21 protein-coding genes and 1 pseudogene are annotated in these 24807 nt (G+C 61.1%); 10 read left to right on the forward strand and 12 right to left on the reverse strand.

Features of this window, described 5'->3' with window-relative positions; genetic code table 11:
• Positions 1-87: 87 nt before the first annotated feature.
• Entirely contained in the window at positions 88-411 is a 324-nt protein-coding gene (locus tag WGT02_RS02035; RefSeq protein WP_208249314.1) for a hypothetical protein, read from the reverse strand.
• A gap of 357 nt (positions 412-768) precedes the next feature.
• Between WGT02_RS02035 and purU the strand changes: the two genes are divergently transcribed.
• From purU to WGT02_RS02080, 9 genes are all read left to right on the forward strand, one after another.
• A complete protein-coding gene (gene purU, locus WGT02_RS02040; RefSeq protein WP_024313392.1) occupies positions 769-1653 on the forward strand; it encodes a formyltetrahydrofolate deformylase in 885 nt (294 codons plus the stop codon).
• 109 nt (positions 1654-1762) lie between these two features.
• Positions 1763-4690, forward strand: a complete 2928-nt coding sequence (locus tag WGT02_RS02045; protein ID WP_208249313.1) for an aminotransferase — start codon at positions 1763-1765, stop codon at positions 4688-4690.
• A gap of 520 nt (positions 4691-5210) precedes the next feature.
• Positions 5211-5405, forward strand: a complete 195-nt coding sequence (locus WGT02_RS02050) for a hypothetical protein (RefSeq protein WP_007529092.1) — start codon at positions 5211-5213, stop codon at positions 5403-5405.
• Between the two features lie 120 nt (positions 5406-5525).
• Entirely contained in the window at positions 5526-6557 is a 1032-nt protein-coding gene (locus WGT02_RS02055; protein WP_208249312.1) for a P1 family peptidase, read from the forward strand.
• Between the two features lie 18 nt (positions 6558-6575).
• Positions 6576-7496: a LysR family transcriptional regulator gene (locus WGT02_RS02060; protein ID WP_208249311.1), complete on the forward strand. Its 921-nt coding sequence runs from the start codon at positions 6576-6578 to the stop codon at positions 7494-7496.
• 146 nt (positions 7497-7642) lie between these two features.
• Positions 7643-9172 carry an ABC transporter substrate-binding protein gene (locus tag WGT02_RS02065; protein ID WP_024313396.1) on the forward strand — a complete coding sequence of 510 codons (1530 nt, stop codon included), beginning with the start codon at positions 7643-7645 and terminating at the stop codon, positions 9170-9172.
• 47 nt (positions 9173-9219) lie between these two features.
• Positions 9220-10167, forward strand: a complete 948-nt coding sequence (locus tag WGT02_RS02070) for an ABC transporter permease (protein ID WP_208249310.1) — start codon at positions 9220-9222, stop codon at positions 10165-10167.
• Between the two features lies 1 nt (position 10168).
• Positions 10169-11059 carry an ABC transporter permease gene (locus WGT02_RS02075; protein ID WP_208249309.1) on the forward strand — a complete coding sequence of 297 codons (891 nt, stop codon included), beginning with the start codon at positions 10169-10171 and terminating at the stop codon, positions 11057-11059.
• Positions 11060-11066: 7 nt separating this feature from the next.
• Positions 11067-12458 carry an amidase gene (locus WGT02_RS02080; protein ID WP_208249308.1) on the forward strand — a complete coding sequence of 464 codons (1392 nt, stop codon included), beginning with the start codon at positions 11067-11069 and terminating at the stop codon, positions 12456-12458.
• Here the strand turns inward: WGT02_RS02080 and WGT02_RS02085 are convergent.
• The 3 genes from WGT02_RS02085 to WGT02_RS02095 all read right to left on the reverse strand — a co-directional run bounded on the left by WGT02_RS02085 (position 12427) and on the right by WGT02_RS02095 (position 15175).
• Positions 12427-13308 (reverse strand): NlpC/P60 family protein, encoded by an 882-nt coding sequence (locus WGT02_RS02085; RefSeq protein WP_024313400.1) that lies wholly within the window; start codon positions 13306-13308, stop codon positions 12427-12429. The genes WGT02_RS02080 and WGT02_RS02085 overlap by 32 nt on opposite strands.
• Positions 13309-13318: 10 nt before the next feature.
• On the reverse strand, positions 13319-13669 hold the full coding sequence (locus WGT02_RS02090; RefSeq protein ID WP_208249307.1) for a MarR family transcriptional regulator: 351 nt from the start codon (positions 13667-13669) through the stop codon (positions 13319-13321).
• Between the two features lie 117 nt (positions 13670-13786).
• Positions 13787-15175 carry a M17 family metallopeptidase gene (locus tag WGT02_RS02095; RefSeq protein WP_024313402.1) on the reverse strand — a complete coding sequence of 463 codons (1389 nt, stop codon included), beginning with the start codon at positions 15173-15175 and terminating at the stop codon, positions 13787-13789.
• A gap of 141 nt (positions 15176-15316) precedes the next feature.
• On the opposite strand from WGT02_RS02095, the gene WGT02_RS02100 reads away from it, so the two are divergent.
• Positions 15317-16147, forward strand: coding sequence for a tetratricopeptide repeat protein (locus WGT02_RS02100; protein WP_208249306.1), 831 nt, complete (start codon positions 15317-15319; stop codon positions 16145-16147).
• A 2-nt stretch (positions 16148-16149) separates the two neighbouring features.
• Here the strand turns inward: WGT02_RS02100 and WGT02_RS02105 are convergent, their stop codons facing one another.
• From WGT02_RS02105 to cpaB, 8 genes and pseudogenes are all read right to left on the reverse strand, one after another.
• Positions 16150-16782, reverse strand: coding sequence for a LysE family translocator (locus WGT02_RS02105; RefSeq protein WP_208249305.1), 633 nt, complete (start codon positions 16780-16782; stop codon positions 16150-16152).
• A gap of 82 nt (positions 16783-16864) precedes the next feature.
• Positions 16865-17848 (reverse strand): type II secretion system F family protein, encoded by a 984-nt coding sequence (locus tag WGT02_RS02110; protein ID WP_024313405.1) that lies wholly within the window; start codon positions 17846-17848, stop codon positions 16865-16867.
• Between the two features lie 12 nt (positions 17849-17860).
• Entirely contained in the window at positions 17861-18868 is a 1008-nt protein-coding gene (locus WGT02_RS02115) for a type II secretion system F family protein (protein WP_024313406.1), read from the reverse strand.
• Between the two features lie 4 nt (positions 18869-18872).
• Entirely contained in the window at positions 18873-20342 is a 1470-nt protein-coding gene (locus WGT02_RS02120) for a CpaF family protein (protein ID WP_208249304.1), read from the reverse strand.
• Between the two features lie 29 nt (positions 20343-20371).
• The gene (locus tag WGT02_RS02125) at positions 20372-21649 is read right to left on the reverse strand and encodes a CpaE family protein (RefSeq protein ID WP_024313408.1); all 1278 of its coding nucleotides are present in this window, start codon (positions 21647-21649) and stop codon (positions 20372-20374) included.
• An 18-nt stretch (positions 21650-21667) separates the two neighbouring features.
• A complete protein-coding gene (locus WGT02_RS02130; RefSeq protein ID WP_024313409.1) occupies positions 21668-22369 on the reverse strand; it encodes a CpaD family pilus assembly lipoprotein in 702 nt (233 codons plus the stop codon).
• Between the two features lie 41 nt (positions 22370-22410).
• Positions 22411-23916: pseudogene (locus tag WGT02_RS02135) on the reverse strand (type II and III secretion system protein family protein).
• Positions 23917-23927: 11 nt separating this feature from the next.
• Complete coding sequence (gene cpaB / locus WGT02_RS02140) at positions 23928-24743, reverse strand: Flp pilus assembly protein CpaB (RefSeq protein WP_208249303.1); 816 nt, start codon at positions 24741-24743, stop codon at positions 23928-23930.
• Between the last annotated feature and the right edge of the window lie 64 nt (positions 24744-24807).

Here is a 24807-nt window from a genome sequence, read left to right on the forward strand (position 1 = left end):
CGATCCTGCCGGCGTGATCATCGCCGGGTCCGGCGTGGACATCGACCACCTGATTGCGCGCCATCATTGCCGAGCAGCCCAATAAGCTCAGCGGACCGGCTGATAGTGTCCGCGTAGCGGCACCTGCGTGCCGGTGCTCTCCAAGCCGTCACGATCGCAGACGTAGACAAGGGTCGGCAGCCCGCCAGTACGGAAGATCTTGTCGTATCCGCGGCGAAGCGGCCGCGTCTCCGTCCGGCAGTTATATTGTTCCTCGTCCTTTGGATCCGGCTGCGCCTTGACCCCCGGCAGGTTTGCGTAGGGATAGACCGAGTGGGCCTGGGTTTCGCCAGCACGCCGCCAGTCCGTGGCGAAGCTCGCTCCCGGCGCGCCGGCCGCCGTGGCTATCAACAACACGCTTGCGAACCGCATCTCGTCGCCTTGCCGGATTTCTGGACTTCATCTTCTCCCACGGATGTAGGCGCGGCGGCGATCCACATCAAGCAATCGGATCGCTCTGTCGGCCGTCATCTCGAAAGCGTGACTTCGACCAGGCGATTTCCCTGCCGTTGTGTTGTACGGCGGGGATACGCGTCTTGACGACGCAAGCGGAACGGAGTTTTGCGCGCTCTGCCGTAAGTTGGTCGCAACGGGGAGACGCGAGAGCCTGCAAGCTTCTGACGGTTTCTCCTGCAGATAGTTGCACGAATGAAGGCACGGTGCTCTATCCGTGACTTTCGCTATGATCTAAGCAGGCCGGCCAGCAGGCGCCGCAAGAAGGACGGACACATGACGAGCTATGTATTGACGGTGACGTGCAAGTCGACGCGGGGGATCGTGGCAGCGATCGCGAACTATCTGGCGGATCAGGGCTGCAACATCGTCGATTCGTCGCAGTTCGACGACCTCGATACCGGCAGGTTCTTCACCCGTGTCAGCTTCATTTCCGAAGAAGGTGTGGGCCTTGCGGCGCTGAAAGAAGGCTTCAAGCCGGTCGCCGAGAAATTCGAGATGGATGCTGAAATCCATGATGGCGACAGCCGCATGAAGGTGCTTCTGATGGTGTCCCGCTTCGGCCACTGTTTGAATGACCTGCTCTACCGCTGGAAGATCGGTGCGCTGTCGATCGATATCGTCGGCGTGGTGTCCAATCACTTCGACTATCAGAAGGTCGTCGTGAATCATGATATCCCGTTCCACCACATCAAGGTGACGAAGGAAAACAAGCCGCAGGCCGAGGCACAGCTCCTCGATCTCGTGGATCAGACCGGCACCGAGTTGATCGTGCTCGCCCGCTACATGCAGGTTCTTTCTGACGCCATGTGCCGCAAAATGTCGGGCAAGATCATCAACATCCATCACTCCTTCCTGCCGAGCTTCAAGGGTGCCAACCCTTACAAGCAGGCCTATGAGCGCGGCGTGAAGCTCATTGGCGCCACGGCCCATTATGTGACGGCGGATCTCGATGAAGGTCCGATCATCGAGCAGGATACTGCCCGCATCACCCACGCTCAGAGCGCCGACGATTATGTCTCTATCGGCCGCGACGTCGAGAGCCAGGTGCTGGCGCGTGCCATCCATGCCCATATCCATCGCCGCGTTTTCCTGAACGGCAACCGCACCATCGTATTCCCCGCAAGCCCGGGCAGCTATGCTTCCGAGCGCATGGGCTGACAGCCGCGGCGGCTTTGCCGTTGAGCGACTGCGATCTCCTCGCTTGCCGGTGGCAAGGATTCGATTATCTGCTTAGTCTGCAGAATCGAATCATGCCGCGGGGGATGCCATGACTGACGAGACGCTTGCCTATCGCGCGACGTTGCCACGCCCGGACGTGACCGCCGCGGAAGCTGGCGACATTCTTCAGTCGCGATATGGCTTGTCGGGAACGATCACCGAGCTCGGCAGCCAGCAGGATCGCAACTATCGCCTGGATACCGGCGAACAGCGCTATGTGCTCAAGATATGCCACGTGACCTATGAGACGCTGGAACTCGAGGCACAGAACGCAGCGATCCACCACATCGGCACGAAGGAGAATGCGCCGCGCGTTCCGCGGGTTATCCCATCGACGGACGGGCAGGACATCGTGGCCGTCACCGTGGGCGACCAGACCTTTCAGGTTCGGCTGCTGGAGTATCTCGAAGGCGAGGGGCTGTCGCATCGCAAGCACTTGCCGAAGGAATCGGTTTCCGCGCTTGGGGGACTCTGCGCCCGCCTGGCGCAGTCGCTGGCCGATTTCACGCATCCTGGCCTCGATCGCAGCCTGCAATGGGACCTGCGCCGCGCAGGCCCGGTCGCCGTTCAGCTGCTGTCGGCAATCACGGACAGCGCCGCACGCGATCGCATCGCCAAGACGATGGTGGCCGCGGTGCGGCGAATCCAGCCTTTGGCGCCGTCTTTGCGCTTGCAGGCCGTGCATCATGACGTGACGGGTGACAACGTCGTCAGTCATCGCGACAGCCGCGGTCGTCTAGTTCCCGACGGCGTCATCGATTTCGGCGATATCATCCGCGGCTGGCTGATCGGGGATCTCGCGGTCACCTGCGCCTCGCTGCTGCATCAGGCGGATGGCGACCCGCTCTATATTCTTCCGGCGGTGAAGGCCTATCACGAAGTCTATCCGCTCACGGAGGGGGAGCTGCGCGCTCTCTGGCCCCTGGTGGTTGCGCGCGCCGTCATCCTTGTCGCCAGCGGCGAGCAGCAGATTTCGATCGACCCCGAGAACGACTATGTCCGCGGCAATCTCGAGCTCGAGCGCCTGATATTCGACACGGCGGTCTCTGTTCCGTTCGAACTCATGGAGATCGCTGTCCTGAAGGCGGTGGGCATGGAAACGGCCACGCTGCCGACGGAGGACTGGCGTCCGCTGTTTCCCGACATCGACCCGGCGACGATTTCCTTTGTCGATCTCGGTGTCCAGAGCCCGCATTTCGCCGCCGGCAACTGGTCGCAGGCCGACATGGATTGGCGGTTACTTGCCCGCGCGGCGGCCGAGACCGGCACTGCGGCGACACGCTACGGCGAATACAGATTGTCGCGCTCCAAGCTTCACAGCGCCACGCCGTCCGCGACCTTTGCACTGCATTCCGACATTTGCCTCGCCGGTGGCAGCACGGTTGCCGCCCCGTTTGCCGGAAGGGTCAGTTGGAAGAACCACCATTTCATTCTGGCAGGCGAGGGCGTCAACCTTCATCTGGACGGAATTGAGCCCTCGCTTGAGGATGAGGCGGAGGTCGGGCCAGGGCAGCCGCTCGGGACGATCTCCGGTGAAAGCGGATCTCTCGGCGGGCTTCGGGTGCAGCTCTCCACCTTGCAGGGCGCGGAGCCGCCGCTGTTTTGCGGTCCGCAGGAGGCAATGGCCTGGTCGGAACTATGCCCGTCGCCGGCGGCCCTTCTCGGTGCTGGCGTCGATGCGCCGAAGCCGGCGTCGGCGGAATTGTTCGCACTCAGAGAGGCTCATCTCGCAGGGCCGCAGAAGAACTATTACGAGACGCCGCCGCAGATGGAACGCGGTTGGAAGGAGCATATGTTCGATGTCGAGGGGCGCGCCTATCTCGACATGCTCAACAACGTCACCATTCTTGGTCATGGTCATCCGCGCCTGGCCGAGGCGATCAGCGAGCAGTGGCTGCGGCTGAATACCAATTCGCGCTTTCATTATACCGCCATTGCCGAATTTTCAGAGCGTCTGGCCTCACTTGCCCCGGAGGGACTGGAGGCAGTCTTTCTCGTCAACAGCGGATCGGAGGCCAACGACCTCGCCCTTCGGCTTGCCTGGGCCCACACGGGCGCCAAGCCTATGCTCAGCCTTCTTGAGGCCTATCACGGTTGGTCGGTTGCAAGTGATGCAGTCTCCACGTCGATCGCCGACAATCCGCAGGCTTTGACGACGCGGCCCGACTGGGTGCATGCCGTTCTCTCGCCGAATACATATCGGGGTGCCTTCCGTGGTTCGGAATCAACGACCGGCTACCTGGACGCGGTGGTTGAGGTCCTTGAAGCCATCGACGCAAAAGGCGAGGGGCTGGCCGGCTTCATTGCCGAGCCAGTCTATGGAAATGCCGGCGGCATTTCGCTTCCGGACGGTTTCCTTGCAGCGGTTTACGGACAGATCCGGGCCCGTGGCGGCGTCTGCATCGCCGACGAAGTGCAGGTGGGCTACGGACGGCTTGGGCACCATTTCTGGGGCTTCGAGCAGCAGGGTGCCATCCCCGACATCATCACCATCGCGAAGGGTATGGGAGACGGGCATCCGCTCGGCGCTGTGATCACGACCAGGGCCATCGCCGGTTCGCTGGAGAAGGAAGGCTATTTCTTTTCGTCCACCGGCGGCAGCCCGGTCAGTTGTGTGGCCGGTATGACGGTGCTCGATATCATGGCCGATGAAAGGCTGCAGGAGAACGCGCGCGATGTCGGCGATCACCTCAAGGGTCGTCTGGTGGCGCTGATCGAGCGCCATCCGATCGTCGGCGCCGTACATGGCATGGGGCTTTACCTCGGCCTCGAACTGGTCCGCGACCGAACGACGCTGGAGCCGGCGACGGAGGAGACGGCGGCAATCTGCAGCCGCCTCCTCGATCTCGGCATCCTAGTGCAGCCGACCGGCGATCACCTCAATGTGTTGAAGATCAAGCCGCCGCTCTGTCTGACAGTCGACAGTGCCGATTTCTTCGTCGACATGCTGGAAAAGGTGCTCTCGGAGGGGTGGTAGGCCGTTTGTGGCAACGTTAACCATTTCGGTCATTTCGCGGCTTTGCATTTTTTAATCAAATGTCCCATTGCCGGAATCAGCGGTAATTCCTATGTCTGCTCCGTGATCGAAAGAGAGCTTCGGACCGTCACGCGAATTGCACAAAGACTTGATAGGGTTCTTGCAGTCAATTCGAATATGATGGAATGAAATTTTCCGAATGGTCGATTTTTTGACACGTTTCGGAATATGTTTCTGATCGACTGCGACGTATAGTCTACCAATGAAGTAGATTAATAGCGCAGTCATCGCCGACCCTGGAAAGCCAGGGCCTCAAGCAAGCGCAACGCCAGAGAAAGGAACGAGACATGACGAAAATCGATACTCTCGCCGATTTCCTTGGGCGATCCGTGCTTGGCAATGACCGTCCGGGCGCCCTCTCCCGCCCGAACTGTCGAATGTGACCTTCGTCCACCTTTAACGGAATCAGACAAGTCAATTCGCCATCGCCAGCGCATACCGCGCGGCAGGAGTTCTACGCATGAAAAAAGAAGTAATCGAGTACGCAGGCGTTCCCGTCGGGATCGTCATCCCGGATGAGAACCGGTTGAAGTTCATCGCGGTGAAATTTCACGTCCACGATCTGGACGAGCAGCATTTCAGCTCGCCGGCGGAAGTAAAGCTCGCGATCCATGATCTGATGACCCGTCGTCACCCGAAGCCCATTCATGCCTGAGGGCATGAAGCACGGCCTAACCAGCCTTGACAGATTTCAGACCGGTCTTGCCAAAGGTGAGGCCGGTCTTGTCTTTTGATCGCCATTGCGGTCCTATCGCGCGCTCTTGCTCAAACCAGGATGGTGCGGTTGCTGAATCTGATCACCGACATTGAAGGCGTCTCCGTCGGAAACGCGACGGATCTGAAGCTCGGCTCAGGTGTAACCGTCATCGTCTTCGACGAACCGGCCACGGCGTCTGGGGTCGTGCTGGGCGGTGCGCCCGGTGGCCGCGACACAGCGCTTCTCGATCCGTCAATGACGGTCGGCGCGGTTGACGCGTTTGTGCTCTCCGGCGGGTCGGCCTTCGGTCTTGACGCCGCGGGCGGCGTCCAGGCAGGTCTGCGGGAAGTCGGCCGAGGCTTTCCCGTCGGCGATGTGAAGGTGCCGATCGTTCCCCAGGCAATCCTGATGGACCTGCTGAACGGCGGCGACAAAGACTGGGATCTGCAATCGCCCTATCGCGAAATGGGCTATCAAGCTTTCAAGGCGGCGGACAAAGAACAATTCGCGCTCGGCACCGTTGGTGCGGGCGCGGGCGCAACGACCGCGACCTTCAAAGGGGGGCTCGGTTCGGCAAGCGCCGAAACCAGCACCGGCCTGAAGATCGCGGCGATCGTCGCCGTCAATGCGCTTGGCTCGGCGACGGTGGGCGAGGGGCCGCATTTCTGGTCCGCGCCTTTCGAGCAGAACGGAGAGTTCGGCGGCCTCGGCTTGCCCTCGCCAATCTCGCAGGTCGACACGCACATGCGGCTGAAAGGCATGAGCACCACGGCGACGACGATTGGCGCCATCGTCACCGATGCCGAATTGACCAAGCAGGAAGCGCACCGCCTTGCGATCATGGCCCATGACGGCTTCGCCCGCGGTCTTCTGCCGGCGCATCTGCCCCTTGATGGCGACACTGTTTTTGCCGCCTCGACGGGCAGGAAGCCGCGGCCGGATCTGCCTGCCTTTCTGGAGCTCTGCCATCTCGCCACAATGGTGATGGCACGCGCCATCGCGCGCGGTGTCTACGAGGCCACTGCACTTCCGGTCGCCGGCGCGCAGCAGGCCTGGCGAGATCGCTACCCGGATCGCGTAAGATCGCTTAAACAAGGCGACATTGCCTGAAGCGGCGGAGACCACGAAATGCAGATCCGGGCCCTGATGTATTTCGACGAGCTTGTGCGCACCAACTCCATGCGCCAGGCTGCGGAGAATCTGAACGTTGCGCCGACGGCGATCAGCCGGCAGATCGAGAACCTGGAATATCACTTCGGTGCGCCGCTTGTGGAGCGCAGCGCCCGCGGCGTCAAACTGACGGCGGCGGGTGAGTTGCTTGCTGCCCGCGCGGGTCGGACGCTGCGCGAACTCGATCACGTCGGCCAGCTGATCGAGGATCTGAAGGGGCTGCAGCGCGGCCGGGTCAGCATCTATGCCAACGGCGCCACGGTCGCCAATCTGCTCGCTCCGGCGCTGGCGGAGTTCAGCTTGAAGTATCCAAAACTGCGCTTCGAAGTCGCGATCACAAGCGCGCGCCAGGCGATTGAGGCGGTGAACGGCGCTGAAGCCGATATCGCGGTAACGCTGTTTGCGCCGCCGCTCTCCGGCACGAAGGTACGGTTGCGCTCGGAAATCGCCTATGACCTGATCGTCGCGCCAACGCATCCTGCTGCCGATCGGGCCGCGATCCAGCTGAAGGATATCGCCGAGTATTCGCTGGCGCTTCCCGATCAGTCCTTCAGCTTCCGGCAGGCCTTCGATGCACGCATTGAGAAGGAGGGCTTGAATGTCGAGCCTGTGTTCGTCACGAGCTCGCTCGAAATGCTCAAGGAACTGGTTTTGAGCGACGCCGCAGTTACCTTGCTGCCGGCGCTGACCGTCCGCCGCGAAATCGAGGCGGGCCAACTCCGCGCCATTCCGCTGGCCGGAAAAAACGCGATACGCACCCATGTCGATCTCTGCGTCGCTCCTGATCGCCAGCTTGCCTTTGCGGCCACAAAGCTGGTCGATTTCATCGAACGGTTTATGCGCGAGCGCGCAGACGCAAGACCGCGAGCAAAAGATTAGTCCCTGGGCTTGCTCGGACCGCATCTTCGAGTGTAGCACTTTCGGCTACACCGAGAACACATAATCGTCATTGTGTGTGCACTCCGGGAATGACACTTTAGCTCGCAAAGGTCGAAGCTACGGCAGCGGCCAGACAGGGGAACATAATGATGAAGGTTTCGCTCGCGCCGTCGGTACGGCTGGTTCGGCGACTTTCGCTCGGGGCGGCCGTTTCTGTCGGCCTCGTTTTTTTGGGGCTCACCCCGGCGGAAGCGGCCAAAACCACACTGACCCTCGGCATGACCGTGGAACCGACCGGTTTGGATCCGACGATCGCAGCCCCTGTCGCGATCGGGCAGGTGACCTGGCAGAATATCTTCGAAGGCCTTGTCGCGATTGATGAGGCCGGCAAGGTCCAGCCGCAACTCGCCAAGAGCTGGGAAGTCTCCCCTGATGGTCTCGTCTATACCTTCAAGCTACAATCTCCCGTCAAATTTCACGATGGCGAGGCGTTCGATTCTGCTGCCGCGAAGTTCGCGCTTGATCGTGCCCGCGGTGCCGACTCGGTAAACCCGCAGAAGCGTTTCTTCACATCGATCGCTTCCATCGAGACGCCCGACCCGGAAACGCTCGTGCTGCGCCTCTCCGCACCGACAGGCAGTCTCCTTTATTGGCTTGGCTGGCCCGCCTCGGTCATGGTGGCGCCGAATTCCGCCGCCGATGACAAGACGAATCCCATCGGCACAGGCCCGTTCAAGTTTGTGAACTGGGCCAAGGGCGACAAGGTCGAACTCGAAAAGAACGTCGACTATTGGAACAAGGGCGTTGCGGTAAAGCTCGAGAAAGTGACCTTCCGCTTTGTTGCCGATCCTCAAGCCCAGGCCGCGGCGCTGAAGTCTGGGGATGTCGACGCCATTCCCGAGTTCGCGGCGCCCGAGCTGATGAGTTCGTTTGACGGCGATGCGAAGCTTGCGACCAGGATCGGCAATACCGAGCTCAAGGTCGTGGCCGGTATGAACAACGCCAAGAAGCCGTTCGACGACAAGCGCGTGCGACAGGCCCTGATGATGGCGATTGATCGGAAGACGGTGATCGACGGTGCCTGGTCGGGCCTCGGCACGCCGATCGGCAGCCACTACACGCCGAACGACCCCGGCTACGTCGATCTCACCGGCGTTCTGCCTTACGATCCTGAAAAGGCCAAGGCGCTGCTTGCCGAAGCCGGCTATCCCAGTGGTTTCACCTTCACCATCAAGTCGCCGCAAATGGCCTATGCGCCGCGCAGCGCCCAGGTCATGCAGGCGATGCTGGCCGAAATCGGGGTGACGATGAACATCGAGCCGACTGAGTTTCCGGCCAAATGGGTGCAGGATGTCATGAAGGACCGCGCCTACGATATGACGATCGTCGCACATGCCGAGCCGCTCGACATCGACATCTACGCCCGCGATCCGTACTACTTCAATTACAAGAATCCGGTGTTCGACGGCCTGATGAAGATGGTGCAGGAGACCTCGGATCCCGCGGCGCAAGCCCAGATTTATGGGGAGGCCCAAAAGGTTCTGGCCGAGGATGTGCCGGCGCTCTATCTCTTCGTCATGCCCAAGCTCGGCGTCTGGGACAAGAAGCTGAAGGGTCTCTGGGACAACGAGCCGATTCCCTCGAACGTCCTCACGAACGTCTCCTGGGAAGACTGATTGCGGATGGATGACATGGCGGGGCGGCGAACAATACCGGACGTGAAATGATAGCGCTTCTGTTCCGTCGCCTCGCCGGTCTAATCGTCACGCTCGCCGTCGTTTCACTGCTGATCTTTGCAGTGATGGATCTTCTGCCGGGCGATCCGGCCTCCATCATCCTCGGCACGTCGGCTTCACCGGAAACGCTCGCAACCCTCCGTCACGAGCTTGGTGTCGATCAGCCTCTCCTTTGGCGCTATGGCGAGTGGCTCGTCGGCGTATTCCGCGGCAATCTCGGCCAATCCTATACCTATGGGGTGCCGGTTGCCGGCTTGATCCTTGAACGGTTGGCAGTCACGCTGCCTCTGGCGCTGTTGGCGATCGCCCTCTCCGTCGCCGTCGCCATCCCTCTGGGCGTCCTTGCGGCGTCTCATCGAGGCGGGCTGCCGGACGTTGTCGCTTCGATATTTTCGCAGATAGGCATCGCTGTCCCGGGCTTCTGGGTGGCGTTGCTGCTGATCATGCTGTTTTCAACGACCCTCGGCTGGATGCCGGCCGGGGGATTCCCGGGATGGAGTTCCGGCATCTGGTCGGCTCTCAAAGCGCTTATCATGCCCGCAGTGGCGCTTGCATTACCACAGGCGGCCGTCTTGGTACGCGTCACGCGTTCGGCCGTTCTGGAGACCCTGCATGAGGATTTCACGCGCACGGCGCTTGCCAAGGGACTGTCGAAGCAGCGAGTCCTATGGCGCCACTCCGTGCCGAACGCCCTCGTTCCTGTTTTGACGATCCTTGGGCTGCAGTTCACCTTCCTGGTTGCGGGAGCGGTTCTGGTCGAAAACGTCTTCAATCTTCCTGGCCTCGGGCGTCTTGCCTATCAGGCGCTGTCGCAGCGCGACATCATCGTCATGCAGGATGTCGTGCTGTTTTTTGCCGGACTCGTCATCGTCATGAACTTCATCGTCGATCTCTCCTACCTGGCGATCGATCCGCGCCTGCGAAAGGGCGTCTGACATGGCGCCGCTCGTATCCAATCAAGCGATCATTCGGCGCCGGCAATTCGAAATTAGCCGGAGAATGAATCTGATCGTTGGCGGCAGTATCATCGCGCTGCTCATTGCCGTGGCTTTGTTGTCGCTGGTCTGGACGCCGCTGCCACCCGCGAAGATGCAGATCATTCACAAGCTACAGCCGCCTCTTGCCTTCGGCATTCTCGGCACGGACCAGTTTGGGCGGGATATCCTCTCTATGATGATGGTCGGCTGCTGGAACTCGCTTTCGATCGCCATCGCAGCCGTTGCGGTCGGCGGTATGCTCGGTTCGATTGCCGGCATCTCGGCGGCGGCTGTACGGGGGACCTACGAAGCTCTGCTGATGCGCGCCTGCGATGTCGTCTTTGCGCTGCCGCCGATCCTTTCGGCGATGATGCTGGGCGCCTTTCTCGGTCCGGGTCGGCTCACCGCCATCATTGCCATCGCAACCTTCATGATCCCCGTCTTTGCTCGCATCACGCTCGCCACAGCGCTCCAGGCGTGGAGCCGGGACTATGTGCTGGCAGCCCGCGCAATCGGGAACAGCCGCTTTGCGATCTCAGTCCGTCATGTGCTGCCCAACATCATGAGCCAGATCATCGTCCAGGTGACGATCCAACTGGGGTTGGCGGTGTTGACAGAGGCCGGGCTCAGCTTCCTTGGCCTCGGCATTGCGCCGCCTGCGCCGACATGGGGTCGTATGCTTGCCGACGCACAGACCTACCTTGCACTTGCGCCGTGGCTGGCAATCCTGCCTGGCCTTGCCATCGCGCTCTGCGTCCTCGCCTTCAACATGCTTGGCGACGGCCTGCGCGACATCCTCGACCCGCGCGAGGCGAGCCGCGTTCGTCTTAAAAACCACACGCCCGGATGACAATGCCATGTCCGAAACCGATCTAACGATCCGCGAATTGAGGCAGCGCTTCGCCGATCGCAGCCTATCCCCGCTTGAGTACTGGCTGGCGCTGGAGCGACACATCGAAGCGTGGGAGCCCAGCATTTGCGCCCTCTATGCCTATGATCCAGAGGCGGCGCGCAAGCAGGCGCAAGCTTCGACCGACCGATGGATGAAAGGCACGACGCTTGGCATGCTTGATGGTATCCCGGCGACGCTGAAGGAGCTTATTGCCACCAAAGGCCAGCCGGTGCCGCTCGGGACCAGAGCGATTGAGTTGCTGCCTGCGGCCGAGGATGCCCCCGCCGCCGCAAGGCTGCGCGAGGACGGCTCGGTGCTCTTTGCAAAGACCACCTGCCCGGACTATGGGATGCTCTCCTCAGGCCTCTCGAGCTTCCATCCTCTGAGCCGAAATCCCTGGGACATGACGCAGAATCCCGGAGGCTCGAGTGCCGGCGCGTCTGCTGCCGCAGCTGCGGGTTACGGGCCGCTGCACGTCGGTACCGATATCGGCGGCTCGGTGCGTCTGCCGGCAGGCTGGACAGGCATCTTTGGTTTCAAGCCGAGCCATGGCCGCATTCCGGTCGATCCGTTCTATGTCGGCCGCTGTGCGGGGCCGATGACGCGCATGGTTGAGGATGCTGCCTTTGCGATGGCGACACTTTCGCGCCCGGACTGGCGCGATGGCACCAGTCTGCCCCCAAACGATTTCGATTGGATGGATCTTAGGATCGACGTTCGCGGACTGAAGATAGGGCTCATGCTGGACGCCGGATGCGGTCTCGCGGTTGATGACGAGGTGCAGGCGTCGGTCGAGGCGGCGGGTCAGCGATTTGAAGATGCCGGCGCGATTGTCATTCCGGTTCAGCCTGTTCTGACGCGGGAGATGCTGGACGGCCTGGACACGTTCTGGCGTTCCCGCTTCTGGGGCGATATCGAGAATCTGAGCCAAGAGCGTCGAAACAGCATCCTGCCCTACATTTACACGTGGGCCGAGGGCGGCGCGTCGATCAGCGGCGCCGATGCCGTCAGGGGGTTCAATCAGACGATCGAGATGCGCAAGAGCTGCGCCAGGCTGTTCACGAAGGTCGACGCTGTGATTTCGCCGACCAACCCCATCGTTTCCTATCCCGCCGAATGGGCGTCCCCGACGAACGATCCGGAACGCCCCTTTGAACATATTTGCTTCACGGTGCCCTGGAACATGTCCGAGCAGCCCGCTTCATCGATCAATTGCGGCTTTTCGCGATCCGGAATGCCGATCGGATTGCAGATCGTGGGCCCGCGCTTTGACGATATGCTTGTCCTGAGGCTGTCGAGGGCTTTCGAGAGCTGGACAGGCGGGATCAGGTCATGGCCGAAGCTGCCGGCCAGGTGAGCGGGCGACGATAACCTGTCGGCTGCTCGTAAAGCCAGCCGATGCGCTTGATCGCGTCCTCGAGGTTTTCGCGCGCGACCGTCATCGTATGGCCGTTGGCGTGAACGATCGTTTCCGGATCTTCAAGGACGGCAACGTGCCCCTTCCAGAAAACCAGGTCGCCGCGGCGCAGCTCGGACCGGTCGATCGGGCCCCCGAGGGTTGCCGCCTGCATGTCGGTGTCGCGCTGCGCGCTTCGTCCGGTCATCAGCATTGAAAGCTGGACGAGGCCTGAACAGTCGATGCCAAGTCCGGACCGACCGCCCCAGAGATAGGGGGTTTCAAGGAACCGGCTTGCCACCTCGACATAGTCGCCGCCTTCGCCCGCGCCGATCGGCTGCAGATGCTTGGCAAAAATCGCTGTGCCGTCTTCCAGCATCGCATAGCGGTTGCCGCGCGTATCGGCCTCGCCGACAATCCGAACTCTGCTGCCCATGGATAGAATGGCCTTGCATGGTTTGCGCAGCTCCGCCTCCTGATAGAGGAACGTCCGCTGGACCGTGACGATATGTGTCGGCGTCGCAAGCGCGTCTGAAAGCGCGGTCTCCGGCAGATAGCCGACATAGCCATCAGAGGCGGCTTTGACCCAGCACCAGCCGTTTGCGCGGTCGAACACCGTAACGTCCTCGCCAAGGAGCAGTTCGGTATCGATCCCCTTGGCAAGGTCGGGCGCGGGCCTGAGCCCGATGACCGGCACGGTTACCTGCGCCGGCGCACCGGCAACGAAGCGCAGGGCATCGACGCGACCCTCAAGCCCTGCTTCTGCAAGGTCCGCTCGGTAGGCATGCAGGCGGCGGTCGAGCATCGTCATTCTATCCCTTTCACGGTGTCAGGCGGCGACCCTGGTCACGCACGAGATCACCAAGCTTTTCCAGATAGAGCGCACCTCCCACGGTACGCTTTATCACAACGTTTCGCCGGTCTCGTTCGTCGCGCACGCGGTCAACCAGACCCATTTCGCCCATCGTATCCAGTGCCCGGGTGATGACAGGCTTGGTCACGTTGAGCGTCGCCGCCAGACCGCGCACGGCGTGTGGCGGCGGCACGAGATAGATATGCAGCAGGATGGCCATCTGGCGCAACGTCAAATCGCGATCGTCGAGCCTAACCTGATCGAGCGTCACACCATGCCACAGGCCCAATGCCTGCGAAGCCGTCAGTTCGATCGGCATGGGTCCTCCGGGAAACTCGTTACGTCTGCGTTCCATTTTCCGGCAGTGCACCGTGCGACGCAATGGGCGACAGATTCTGCCGCCCGTCACGGTGAATAGAATTTCAATGATCGGCGTTCAACGCACGCTCTGCCGGATGTGATGGTAGAGCGCGCGAATTGCCTGCGCCTCGCCGCCGCCGGGGGAGTGAGGTCTTTCTGAAGGCGCCCAGCCGTAGATATCGAAATGCGCCCAGCTCGTGGTGTTGGAGACGAAGCGCTTGAGAAACAAGGCGGCCGTGATCGCACCAGCCATGCCACCGGCTGGGGCATTGGTAATATCGGCAAACTTGGCGCGGATATCCTTTTCATAGCCGCCATAGAGCGGCAGTCGCCACAATGGGTCGTCTGTCTCAAGGCTTGCTTCGGTCAGGTCCTGAGCAAGTTCGACGTCATCGGTAAAGAAGGGCGGCAAATCGGGACCGAGGGCCACCCGGGCTGCGCCGGTCAGCGTCGCCATGTCGATCAGCAGGTCAGGCGCATCCTCATCCGCATAGGCAAGGGCATCAGCCAGGATCAAGCGGCCTTCGGCGTCGGTATTGTCGATCTGCACCGTCAGCCCCTTGCGGCTCCGGTAGATGTCGCCTGGACGGAAGGCATTGGCTGAGATCGAGTTCTCGACGACAGGAATGATCACCCTGAGATCGACCTTGAGCTTGGCGTCCATGATCATCAACGCGAGGCCCATGACGTTTGCCGCGCCGCCCATGTCCTTCTTCATCAGCAGCATCGAAGATGCCGGCTTGATGTCGAGGCCGCCGGTGTCGAAGCAGACGCCCTTGCCGACGAGCGTGATCTTGCGGTGACCCTTCTTGCCCCAACGCAACTCGAGCAGGCGCGGTGCATCGGCGCTTGCGCGGCCGACGGTGTGGACAAGCGGGAAGTTCTGCCGGAGGTCGTCGCCGCTGACGACATTGATCTCGGCCTTGTAGTGGGCAGCCAGGCCACGGAAGGCGGCTTCCAGCTCGTTCGGCCCCATGTCGTTGGTGGGCGTATTGATCAGGTCGCGTGCCAGGAAGACGCCCGCCAGTTGCCGCTTGATATCCGCTCCGTCCGCATCGCGCGGGATCATCAGCGTCGGAGCCGAAGACTTCTCCGACTTGTACCGGTCGAAGCGATAGCTGCCGAGGCCGAAGCCTAGAGAGAGGCGGTTTGCCGTCAGCGGCGCTGTTTCGATATGCCAGTCGCCGGCCGGCAGCGTGCGGGCAAGCTTGCCGGTGATGTAGGGTTGTTCGGACGGATTGGTGCCGAGCCCGAACAGTGCGCCGCCGAGATGACCTTCCTCAGTTGGAATAAGCAGCAAGGAGCCACTCTCGGCCTTGTAGCCCGCCTTCTTGGCCCAATCGAGTGCGATCGGGTCGATGGTGCCGGTTTCTATGTGGGCCGGGGTGACGGCAAAGATCGGCAAGGTCGAGCCGCCCTTACTGTTGAACGGGGTCGGTCTCTCGATGAACTGATAGGGTGCCATGTTTATCCTTCGGGGCGTCCGGGAATCACGTCTTAACGGTCTGTTAGGGTTAACAGACTATTGCTGGAGTGAAGATTACGTCAAAACCTTTCCCTGTTCTGCTTTGAGGTCTGACGCCAATTCGGATCTCAGGGACGCACGATGCCTGCTTCGGCCAATACTTTTCTCAAAACCCGTGTATTTCAGGGCGTTGCGACCGCGCTCGTCATGCTGGCACTTGCCGGCTGCACGACGACCAAGGATCGGATGACGACGGGATCCGTGCCGACACTCACCAAGCCGGTCGAAACGATGAATGAAGCCGAGCTGCGCAGCTCGACCGAGCGTGCAGGGCAGGCGTACGAAAAGAACCCACGCGATGCCATCAATGGCGTCAACTATGCGAATCTCCTACGGATGCAGGGCCGCGATGCGCAGGCGCTCGCCGTCATGCAGCAGGTTGCAATTGCCAACCCGACCGATCGAAACGTCCTGGCGGCCTACGGAAAGGCGCAGGCGGCGGCCGGTCAATTGCAGCAGGCGCTCGATACGATCGGCCGCGCCCAGACCCCTGACCGTCCGGACTGGAAGCTCACATCGGCGGAAGGCGCGATCCTCGATCAGCTCGGGCGCTCTGCCGAAGCGCGCCAACGCTACCGCGAAGCGCTCGATATCCAGCCGGGCGAGGCCTCGATCCTGTCCAATCTCGGCATGTCCTATGTGCTGACCGGCGATCTCAGGACGGCCGAGACCTATTTGCGCCAGGCCGCAGCGCAGCCCACGGCTGACAGTCGCGTCCGCCAGAATCTCGCACTCGTCGTTGGCCTTCAGGGCCGATTCCCCGAGGCGGAAAAGATTGCGCGCGGAGAGCTTTCGCAGCAGCAGGCCGATGCCAACGTCGCCTATCTTCGCTCGATGCTGTCGCAACAGAATTCCTGGCAAAAGCTCGCGGCCAAGGATAGCGGCAGTAGCGCTCCCACCAGCACAAACTGATCTTAGCGGCCGGCCAGTCCCGAGGTGACGAGCTGCACGCCGAGGCCGGCCATGACCGTCCCGGCCAGGCTATCGATCCAGGTCTTCGCAGCGAGGTATAACCGCCTTGGATGTTTTGCCGAGAATGCGAGCGCCACGACCGTGTACCAACCGGCTTCAACCGCAAAGACGCCAATCGGCAGCGCGAAAATAAGCCAAAGCGGGACCGTCTTCGGCAGCAAGGCTGCAAAAATACTTGCGTAGACGACAATCGCTTTTGGGTTGCTAACCTGTGTCAGGAGAGCCGTGGTAAAGCTTCGGGCGAGTGCCCGATGATCGCTTGCCGCATCACCGACGTGGATCGGCTCGCGTGCGCCACGCCAAATTCTGAAGGCGATGTAAACGAGATAGGCTCCGCCAGCCACCTTCAGAGCCAGATAGAGCCATTCGAATTGCGAAAGCAGCGCCGTCAGCCCTGCCAGCGCCAACACGCTGAAGGCAACGCCGCCGATGCCCATCCCGAGCGCCGCCGCAAGCCCGTCCAGACGTGAACGCGACATCGCAATGCGTGAAACGAGGACGAAGCTCGGACCAGGACTCATCGCCCCGATCGACAGGGCCGCAACGATACTCAGGAAGATGCTTGTGGACGACATCGTCGGGCTCCTGCTTGCTCACGGAGATGGCGGCCAACCTATGCCCGATGCGTTGAGATGGCCAGCCCTACGGAAATGGAAGCTAGAAGCGATCGGCCACCTGAATGCCGGCTGGCCCGAGAATGACAGCGACGAGAACCGGCAGGAAGAACAGGATCATTGGCACCGTGAGCTTCGGCGGCAGGGCAGCAGCCTTTTTCTCGGCCTCGTTCATGCGTTCGTCACGGCCTTCCTGCGCGAGGACGCGCAGCGCCTGCGAAACCGGCGTGCCGTAGCGATCCGCCTGGATCAGGGCCTGGGTGACGGACTGCACCAATGGGATCTGCGTGCGCAGGCCGAGGTTTTCCAGCGCAACGCGCCGATCGGGAAGGAAGGAAAGCTCGGCCGTCGTCAGAATCATTTCTTCCGCCAGCGGCGGGGAAGCCTCGCCTAGCTCTTCCGAGACACGACGCATGGCTGCTTCGATCGAAATGCCCGACTCGACGCAGATCAGCATCAGGTCGAGCGCGTCCGGCCAGGCGCGCTTGATCGAATGCTGGCGTTTCGACATCCGATTGGAGATGAAAATGTTCGGTGCATAAAAGCCCGCATAGGCGATCCCCAGCGTTAGCAGGAAGCGCATCATCGTCGGCTTATCGGTCAGATTATCGAGACCGAAGACCCAGAAAACCGCAAGGCCGAAGAATAGGAATGGCAGCAGGAAACGCGCGACGAGGAACATATTCAGCGCATTTTCCGAGCGAAAGCCGGCGGCGCGCAGTTTGTTCATGGTGTTTTCGTCGACCAGCGCCTCGCGAAGGTTGAACTTCTCCACGATCTGCCGGACCGAACGGTTGTTCTGAGTGCGAAGCGAGCCCTTTCCGGCGGAATCGGCGTTCATGCGTGCGCGTTCACGGGCGCGAATCTGTTCGCGCTCCGTCGATACCGCCTTCATGCGCTTGTTGAGATCGCCGCGCTCGAAGAACGGAACGGCGATCGTATACAGGCTGGCGAACACCGCGATCGCGACGAGCACCGCGATCAGCATGGAGGGGTCTGTCAGTTTGGTCGCGAGATCAGATGACATCGCCCGTCTCCATCAGATGTCGAAATTGACCATGTTGCGCATGACGAAAATGCCGATCGACATCCAGACCGCCGAAACGCCCATGATCAAATGGCCGCGGGGGTCGGTAAACAGGATCAGCATGTATTCGGGCGATGTCAGATAGACGAGCGTCGCAACGATGAACGGCAGCGCACCGATGATGACGGCCGACGCTTTCGCTTCCATCGACAACGCCTTGACCTTCGCCTTCATTTTCTTTCGATCGCGCAGGACCTTTGCCAGATTGCCGATGGCTTCCGAGAGGTTGCCGCCGGCCTGCGATTGAATCGCGATGACGATGGCAAAGAAGCTGACTTCCTGCAGCGGCATGTGATTCACCATGCGCGCGCAGGCGTCCGGCACGCTGAGGCCGACCTGCTGCGATTCGACGACGCGGCGAAACTCGCTCTTCACGGGATCCTTGCCCTCGTTGGCGATGAGCCGGATGGCATCGTTCAATGGCAAGCCGGATTTGATGGAGCGCACAATGACGTCGAGCGCGTTGGGAAACTCGTCGAGAAACTTGTTCTGGCGCCGCTTGATCAGGAAGCCGAGCACCCAGCGCGGCATTCCAAGTCCGGCGATGATGGGAAGACCGAGCACGACCATAAGCGGTGCATCTGCCAGGAAGGCGACGAACATCAGGATGAAGCCGAAGATGGCGCTGAACGTAAAGAAGCGCCCCGGCGTGATCTTAAGACCGGCCTGTGTCAGCCGCGATTTCAAGGACAGCTTCTTCCTGGTATTTTCCTGCTGCCGCTTCTCGAGGTCCTTCAGATTGTCCTGCACCGATTTGCGGCGCTTCGACATTTCCTGGACGCGGTCGCGGGCCGCCTTCACGTTCGCTTTGTCTGCCTCCGCCGAAGCGACGCGGCTGACACGGCTTGCCGATTTCTTTTCGGTTTCCATCCGCGTGAAGAGAAGGCCATAGCAGACGGCGCCGGCCGCAACGGCGGCAAGCACGACAATGGCCAACACAACAGGATCGAACCCGAACATCTCACTAATCCTTGGACTTGGATTCCATTTCGTCGAGCGCGGCAGCAAGGCGCTTTTCTTCGTTGAAGTAGCGGGCGCGGTCCCAGAAATGCGGCTTGCCAATTCCGGTCGACTTGTGCCGGCCGACGAGCTTGCCGGATGCGTCCTCGCCCTCGATCTCATAGCGCATTAGATCCTGGGTGATGATCACGTCGCCTTCCATACCGATCACCTCGGTGATCTGCGTGATACGGCGGGAGCCGTCACGCAGACGGGCAGCCTGAATGATCACGTCGACCGAGCCGGAAATGATTTCGCGCACCGTCTTGGCCGGCAATGTGAAGCCGCCCATTGCGATCATCGACTCGATACGGCTGAGGCATTCGCGCGGCGAGTTCGAGTGGATCGTGCCCATGGAACCGTCGTGGCCGGTGTTCATTGCCTGCAGCAGGTCAAAGACCTCCGGTCCGCGGACTTCACCGACAATGATACGTTCTGGACGCATACGCAGGCAGTTCTTGACGAGATCGCGCATCGTGATCTCGCCTTCGCCTTCGATGTTCGGCGGGCGGGATTCAAGGCGCACCACATGTGGCTGCTGCAGCTGCAGTTCGGCCGTGTCTTCGCAGGTAATGACGCGCTCATCCGCATCGATGTAACGGGTGAGGCAATTGAGAAGCGTCGTCTTGCCAGAGCCGGTACCGCCAGAGATGACGACGTTGCAGCGAACGCGGCCGATGATCTGGAGCAGCGTCGCACCTTCCGGCGTGATGGCGCCAAAACGAACAAGCTGCTCGAGGGTGAGCTTGTCCTTCTTGAACTTACGGATCGTGAGTGCCGGTCCGTCGATGGCGAGTGGTGGCGCAATGACGTTGACACGGGAACCGTCGGGCAGGCGCGCGTCGCAGATCGGGCTCGATTCATCGACGCGGCGCCCGACCTGGCTGACGATGCGCTGGCAGATCGAAAGCAGCTGCGAATTATCGCGGAAGCGAATCTCGGATTCGATCGTCTTGCCGCCGACTTCGATGAAGGTCTGGCCGGCGCCGTTGACCATGATATCGGCGATGTCGTCTCGTGCGAGCAGCGGTTCGAGCGGGCCGTAACCCAGAACGTCGTTGCAGATGTCTTCGAGCAGTTCTTCCTGCTCGGAGATCGACATCGCGAAGTTCTTGATCGTAATGATGTCGTTGACGATGTCGCGGATTTCTTCGCGCGCGCTTTCACCGTCAAGCTTGGCAAGCTGCGAAAGGTCGATTGTATCGATGAGCGCGGAAAACACCTGCGCTTTGGTATCGTAGTATTCGTCGGTACGGGCAGGGCGCTTGCGCTGCGGCGTCTGCATCGACTGCGGCGAAACCTGCTGGCGCGAAGCTTCGCGCTGCGGTTCGACCAGAACCGCAGGTGCCGACGGGGAGGATTGTTGCGCCGGCGGAGGCGGTGCGATCGTGCCACCCGCCTTGCCAAATCCTTCGTTTCCGCGTTTTCCGAACATGCCTTATTCCAATTCACTCTTGGCGGGCGTTATTTACGCTTTAGAAGGCCGAGCAAACCGCCCTTCCGTGCCTTTTTGATAGCTATCCGCCCGGTTACGATGTGCGATATCTGCGAGAACGTCTCGGCCGTCGGCGACTTCGCATCCATTTCAGAGATCATCCGACCGCTGTTGGCGGCGTTGCCGAAGAGGTTGGCGTCGAAGGGGATGATCGCGATCGGGCCGGTTTCCAGCGGCTCGCAGAAATCGGAGGGGCTGATCTCCGGCCGTTTTGGCATACCGACCTGGTTGAGGATCAGATGCGGCATCTTGTCGTTGGGCCGCATCTTGCGCAGCGCATCCACCATGTTCTTGGCGTTGCGCAGGTTGGCGAGATCGGGGGACGCGCAGATGACGACCTCGTCGACGCTGGCCAGCACCGAACGCGTCCATTCCGACCAGGCATGCGGCACGTCGAGAACGGTGATGGGGGCGTTGCGCTGCAACACTTCCAGAACAGGCTGGAACGCCTGTCCTTCGAAATCATAAGCGCGGTCGAGAAGCGAGGGTGCCGCAAGCAGCGACAGATGCTCGGAGCATTTCGTCAGCAGGCGGTCGAGAAACACTTCATCCAGGCGGTCCGGCGCGTAGACGGCCTCGGCGATGCCCTGGGTCGGGTCCTGGTCGAAGTCGATATTGGCCGTGCCATATGGCAGATCGAGATCGGCCAGGATCGTTTCGGTCGAAAACAGATTGGAGATGCCAAAAGCGCAGTTGTGGGCGATCGTCGAGGAGCCGACGCCGCCCTTGGCGCCGATGAAGGCGATGCTGCGGCCAAGCGGCTCCGCATCCGGGTCAACGAAGATCGTAGCCATTGCCATCATGATGTCCGACATGGCAACGGGCTGGACCATATACTCGGAAATCCCATTGCGTACGAGTTCGCGGTAAAGCGCGATGTCGTTGTAGTAACCGACGACAATGACCTTGGTGGAAGGGTCGCAAACTGCGGCAAGCGGCGCCAGCTCGTTCAGCAGATTGGCGGCTCCCGCCTTGGTTTCGAGAATGATCAAGTTCGGTGTCGGCGCAGTCGCGAACATGTTCGCAGCTGCCGCGGTGCCGCCGCTGGTGATCCGCAGGCCGACCTTCGACATGCGACGGTCATGGCTGCAACGCTCCATGACCCGCTGCAATTCTTCGCTCTCACAAAAGGCATGCACCGATATGCGAGGAAGTGGGCGCATGTTCTCGAGTTCGGCCATGCGAATGGCATCCTCGGCGTTGCGCAGCTCCGTCGTATTTTTGATCTCGTAGTCGACTGTACTCATCGTTCGGTCCTAAACTGATCAGAAGGTGCTGGAGCCAATTTCTTCGATCGTGCTTGTTCTTTCGCGATACTCCTTGATCGCGGCGTTGCGACGCGTCGCATCGATCGGAGTCATGCCACGAGGCGCGATCAGGTCTTCCGGGTTCGCCACCTGTGCAGCCAGGTTGTTCTGCGTTGCGCAGCCGAAATTGTAGTAGTTCTGGTTGCTGAAATCGTTGATCATGTCCCGCGGCCACTGACCGCACTGTGACGTCATTGCCGTCGTGCCGACGAAAGTCAGGCGAATGGGCGCTGCGTCGCCCGCACCGGTGGCTGCGTAAGAGCTGTTGACGATCTTGGAGCTCGCGATGCCGCGGGCCGAGAGTTCGGCGCGCACCTGGCCGCGCAGCTGACGTGCGGCTGCCGCATTCGGCGATCCCTCGGGCGTCAGCAGGTAGACCGGTCCGGTCGCCCGCGACGTGTAGTTCTGCGCGAAGCCGCGGATCATGTCGCGCTGGGCGATGTTGAGACGGCGGTCCGTCGAAGCGACCGGGATATCAACCGATTGCTCGGCTTCGGCAACCACGATCGGGTGGCGCTGGCGATAGTCGTCAGGGATGCCGCCGGTCGTCAGTTCGTCGTGGGAGGCGCAGCCGGAAAGCAGGGCGGCCGCCACCGCGACCAGGGTCAGCAGCGATTTCGAAAGGCGGGATTCATGCGCGGTGTTCTGCTTGTGGGCCATCGGCTGATCTCTGTGTTGTGCGATTGCTGATCCTGCCGCGCTCATTTGTAGATGAACCCGATGGAGCCATGGAATTGAGCGTCGGCGACGGGTGTTTCGCGGCCGCCGTAAACCTTGTTGACGCGATTGAGGAGGAAAGCCGCAGCGTCATTTTCCGGGCTGAAGTTGTCGTCCGGACGGTTGAGCTGATTGCGGGCAACCGGGCGAACGAGATAGGGCGTTGCGATGATGACCAGTTCGGTCTCGTCACGCTCGACCGTACGCTGCCGGAACAATGTGCCAAGCAGTGGGATCTTGTTGACGCCGGGCGTACCGTTTGAGGTTTGCGCAACGTTGTCGCGGATCAGGCCGGCAAGCGCGATGGAACCGCCGGAGGGAAGCTCGACGGAGGTCTCGGCAGCACGGCGTTGATAGGTTGGCGTCGAACCGGAAACTGAAGGTGCGGGCTCCGATACGTTCGTCTTGATCTCCAGGCTGATGCGACCGGAGGAAAGCACGACCGGCTTGAAGGCGAGATTGATGCCGTAATTGTACGGAACGATCGTGACGTTGCCGTCATTGTCCGTCGTGGAATAGAGCACCTGACCGCCCGAATTGAAGGTTGCTGCCTGGCCGGAAATCGCCGTGAGCGTTGGCTCGGCCAGCGTCTTGACGACCTTCGCCTGCTCAAGCGCGCTCAAATAGGTCGAAATATCGTATTTTCCGATCGAGCTCTTGAAGAGGGCGGCAAGGCCGCCGCCGATTGTTGCCGCCGCGCCACTAGAAGCGGGCGCGCCCAATTGAGCAACTGAAAGGCCCTTGGAGTTGGAGACCAGATTGTCGAAGCCGAGCTGTTTCAACACCTCTCTTCGGACTTCTGCGATGGTGACCTTCAGCGTGACCTGATCTTCGCCCTGGATCTGCAGGAGATTGACGACCTGCGAGACTTGGCGACCTTCAGCGAACAGTGCCACCGAACCTTCTCCGCCCGAGCCACTGGCCGTTTCCGTGCGCGTCGTCGCTTCGCCACCTTTCAGGAAAACCTGCGCCAGATCCGCGGCCTGGGCAGCGTCCTGTGGCGTGCGTACCGTGCCGGTCAGCACGATGTTGTCTGACACGATCTCGACTTTGATGCAGGAGTCCGGGATGAAGCGCCGGAGATTGGTTTCGAGGCCGGCGACGTCGCGCTCGATCGCGATATCGAGGCTGACGATCTGCTGGCCGTCGGCGCCGAAAATGAAAATGTTCGTCTGGCCCACTGTCTTGCCGAAGAGGTAGATACGGCGGGAGCTGCGGGTGACTGCGTCGGCCATGGAAGGGTCCGAGACGAGGATATCGTGGGCATCGACCGGCAGATCGACGACGATCGCCTTCTTCAGACCGAGTTTCAAGCTGCGATGAGCACCGGGACCCGCCTAGGTTATCGTGACCATGCCGTCGGAATTAGCCCAAGCGGCGCCGGTACCGAGAACAGGAGCAAGAAAACTCGGCGCTACGCCGGAGAACCCAATCGCAAAAGACAAGCACCCTGCCATCAAGGGCTTCATGTGGCGCTTCAAAGTGCCCATTCCCATTTCCTTTACTCGGCCTTTGGCGCGCTGATGCTGTCTGTAACGATTGAGCCTGATTTGATGACCTGAACGATGGCGCTGCCGTTGTCGCCGCTGAGGAGGTAGTCCGCAGCACTGGTGTCCTGCTCCTGGGCGTCGGCCACGGAGCGCAATGCCAGTGACAGCCGGTCGGCGATTTGCTGTGCGACGGCCAGAACCTTGGTTTGATCGGGGGTCAGCTCCAGTGTTGCGGTGGTGCCGACCACGGCTTTTGAGCCGTCATCCTTTTCCTGGATCTGCTGGTCGATCGCGAGTACGCGCACATTGTTGAGCACCGTCTCGGTCAGATACTTATCGGTTTCCTTGGATTTGCGAACCATGATCACGTCGACGCGGTCGTTCGGCAGGATAAAGCCGCCGGCACCTGTGGAGACCGAGATTTCCGTTGCGACCGCGCGTTTGCCGGAAGGCAGGAGCGAGGACATGATTCGGCTGCTCGAATCCGCGACCTTTTCGGCGCGGATCGGCTCGCCTTCGAAGATCCGCAGGCGAACAACGGCACCCTGCATGTTTTTCAGGGCATCGGGCTTGTCAGCCTCGGTGATGAAGCCCTGGACGACTGCGCTCTGCGGCCACCCCATCCAGTGAACCGCCTTGTCATCCAATCGTGCGCCGACCGGCAGATTGGCGCTGGAGACGAGCACGTTGACCGTCGGCTCCTTCTCGACGACCGATTGAACCTGGGTAACGACGGAACCACGTCCCGCGAGGCTCATCGCCAGCACACCGGCAAGGCCGGCTGCAACGACAGCCACTCCAAGTATCAAAAGGCGGGCGGGTCTCATCGAATGTTCCTCGGGGATTCGCGATATTCGCCCGAAGAATGGCCCGCAATTGGTGTAATTATGG

Origin of the sequence: Rhizobium sp. T1470 (genome assembly GCF_042140505.1) — a bacterium.
Taxonomy (GTDB): Bacteria; Pseudomonadota; Alphaproteobacteria; order Rhizobiales; family Rhizobiaceae; genus Rhizobium; species Rhizobium favelukesii.